Origin of the sequence: Actinophytocola sp. (assembly GCF_036378875.1) — a bacterium.
In the GTDB taxonomy this organism is placed as follows: Bacteria; Actinomycetota; Actinomycetes; order Mycobacteriales; family Pseudonocardiaceae; genus Actinophytocola.
On record NZ_DASUVO010000106.1, the window covers coordinates 1 to 3,175 of the forward strand.

Annotated in this window: 1 protein-coding gene; it reads left to right on the forward strand. The window is 72.0% G+C overall.

Translation table 11 applies throughout. From position 1 onward, the window contains the following. Window positions 1-3,175 (forward strand): condensation domain-containing protein (locus tag VF106_RS32250; RefSeq protein ID WP_330843675.1); only part of this gene is annotated, 3,175 nt, incomplete at both ends.

Genomic DNA, 3,175 nt, shown 5'->3' on the forward strand with positions numbered 1-3,175 from the left:
GACCGGGCGGCCCAAGGGGGTCGTGGTGACCCATGCCGGTTTGGCGAACTTCGCGTTCGCCGAGGCGGACCGGTTCGCGGTGCGGCCGGGGGACAGGGTGTTGGCGTTCTCGTCGCCCAGCTTCGACGCGTCCGTGCTGGAACTGTGCCTCGCGCTGCCCAACGGTGCCACGCTGGTGGTCCCGCCGCCCGGACCGTTGCTGGGGGAGCACCTGGGCGCGGCACTCCGTGACTGCCGCATCGCCCACACGTTCATCCCGCCGGTCGCGATGGCCACCGTGCCCGCGATGGCGCTGCCCGACCTGAGGACACTGATGGTCGGCGGTGACGTGTGCCCGGCGGCGCTCGTGCGGCAGTGGGCACCGGGCCGGCGGATGATCAACGGATACGGCCCGACGGAGGCTACCGCGATCAGCACATGGTCCGAGCCGTTGTCGCCCGACCAGGGCGCCCCGCCGATCGGGCGGCCGATCTGGAACTTCCGTGCGCTGGTGCTCGACGCCGAGCTGCGGCCGGTGCCGATCGGGGTGCGGGGCGAGCTGTACGTGGCCGGTGTCGGCCTGGCCCGCGGGTATCTGGACCGGCCGGGACTCACCGCGACCCGGTTCGTCGCCAACCCGCACGGCGCGCCGGGCGAGCGCATGTACCGGACCGGCGACCTCGTGCGTTGGAGCCCCGCCGGCGAACTGGAGTTCCTCGGCCGTATCGACAACCAGGTCAAGGTCCGTGGGTTCCGGGTCGAGCTCGGCGAGGTCGAGACCGCGCTGCGGGGCCACCCCGACGTGACCGACGCCGTCGCCGCGGTCCGCACGGACTCGGCCGGCCACAAGCGACTGGTCGGCTACGTCGTCTCGGACCGCGTGCTCACGAGTGGCGAGCTGCGGGACTTCCTCGCGGAACGGCTGCCGGAGTACATGGTGCCGACCGGGTTCGCGGTCATCGACGCCCTTCCCCTGTCCCCGAACGGAAAGGCCGACCGGCAGGCGCTGCCGGAGCCCGACCTCGCGCCGGCCGCCGCCAGCTATGTCGCGCCGAGGACACCGCTGGAAGCCACGGTCGCCCGTATCTGGGCGGAGGTGCTCGGCGTCGACCAGGTCGGCGCAGGCGACAACTACTTCGCCCTGGGTGGCGACTCCATCCTCAGCATCCAGGTCGTGTCCCGGCTGCGGGACGCGCTCGGTGTCGACGTGCGGCCGTTGACGCTGTTCACCCACAGCACCGTCGAAGCACTGGCCGCCGCGCTCGGCGACCAGCGCGCCGACACCATCCCGGCCGCACCCGACAGCGCCGAGCACCCGCTGTCGTTCGCACAGCAGCGGCTGTGGTTCCTGCACCAGTACGAACCGGACAGCACCGAGTACACCGTTCCGCTCGCCGTGCGACTGCGGGGCCCGCTCGACCTCGCCGCGCTCACGACCGCCATGACCGCGCTGGTCGCCCGGCACGAGTCGCTGCGTACCGCGTGCCGCGAGGTCGACGGGCTTGGCGTGCAACTGATCCACCCGCCCGGCCCCGTTCCGCTGCCGGTCGTCGACCTCGCCGAGGCCGACCTGCCGGCCGCGCTCGCCGAGGCCGCCGCCGAACCGTTCGACCTGGCCGCCGGGCCACTGCTGCGGCCGGGTGTCTTCCGGCTCGCCGCCGACGACCACGTGCTGGCCCTGATCATGCATCACGTCATCACCGACGGCTGGTCGGCCGGCGTGCTCATCGGCGACCTCGCGGAGCTGTACCGCGCCGAGGTCGCCGGCGTCCCGGCCGAGCTGCCCACGCTTCCCGTGCGCTACCGCGACTTCGCGACCTGGCAGCGTGGCCGGACCGAGGTCATGGACTCCCAGCTGCGGCACTGGCGGCAGGCGCTGGCCGACGTGTCCACCCTCGAGCTACCCACCGACCGACCTCGCCCGCCCGTGCACACCACGACCGGCGCGCAGCTGGACTTCGCCGTGAAGTCCGACGTCGCGGACGAACTGCGGGCACTGGCCCGCCGGCGGGACGGCACGCTGTTCCAGGCACTCGTCGCCGCGACCACCGTGGTGTTGCACCGGTTCAGCGGACAGGACGACTTCGCGGTCGGCACCGCGGCCGCCGGTCGCGCACACCCGGACCTGCGCGGCGTCGTCGGGTTCTTCGTCAACACGATCGCGTTGCGCACACCGGTCGACGCCCGCCGTTCGTTCGCCGAGCACTTCGGCCGGGTGCGGGAGACCACCCTGACCGCGTTCGCCAACCAGGACGTGCCGTTCGAGCGGGTCGTCGACGCCGTCGACCCCGACCGGGACCCGAGTCGCACCCCGCTGTTCCAGACCATGGTCGTGCTGCAGAACGCGACCGGCCAGACCCAGGACTTCGCCGGGCTGCTGGCCGAGGACGTCGAGTTCCCCATCGTGTCGGCGAGCTACGACCTGACCTTCGAGTTCCACGAGTCCGCTGACGGCGCGTTGGACGTCTCCCTCACCTACAACGCCGACCTGTTCGACACCGACACCGCGTGGCGCTTCGCCACCGGCCTCGACCGGGTCCTCACCGCCGTGACCACCGACCCCGAGATGCCAGTCGGCGCGATCGACGTGGTCACCGACGACGAACGCCGCCTGATCGACTCGTGGCACGACGCGGGACCGGACATCGCACCGGCGACATTGATCGAGTTGTTCCGTGCGCAGGTGGCGCGGACACCCGAGGCACCCGCCCTGATCGCCGGGGACCTGGTGTTGAGCTACGCCGAGTTGGCATCTCGGGTGGACCGGCTCGCGCGGGTGCTCGCCGCTCGTGGTGCTGGTCCGGAAACCGTGGTGGCGTTGGTGTTGCCGCGGTCCGTCGAGCTGATCATCGCGCAGCTCGCGGTGGTGGCGGCGGGTGCGGCGTACCTGCCGGTGGATCCGGACTATCCGGCGGACCGCAAGGAGTTCATGCTCGCCGACGCGTGTCCGGTGCTGGTGCTCGACGATCCCGCCTGGGTGTCCAGTGTGGACGAGCCGGGCGTGGCGCCGACCGTGGCCAAACTCTCCCACCCCGCCTACGTCATCTACACGTCCGGCTCGACCGGGCGGCCCAAGGGGGTCGTGGTGACCCATGCCGGTTTGGCGAACTTCGCGTTCGCCGAGGCGGACCGGTTCGCGGTGCGGCCGGGGGACAGGGTGTTGGCGTTCTCGTCGCCCAGCTTCGACGCGTCCGTG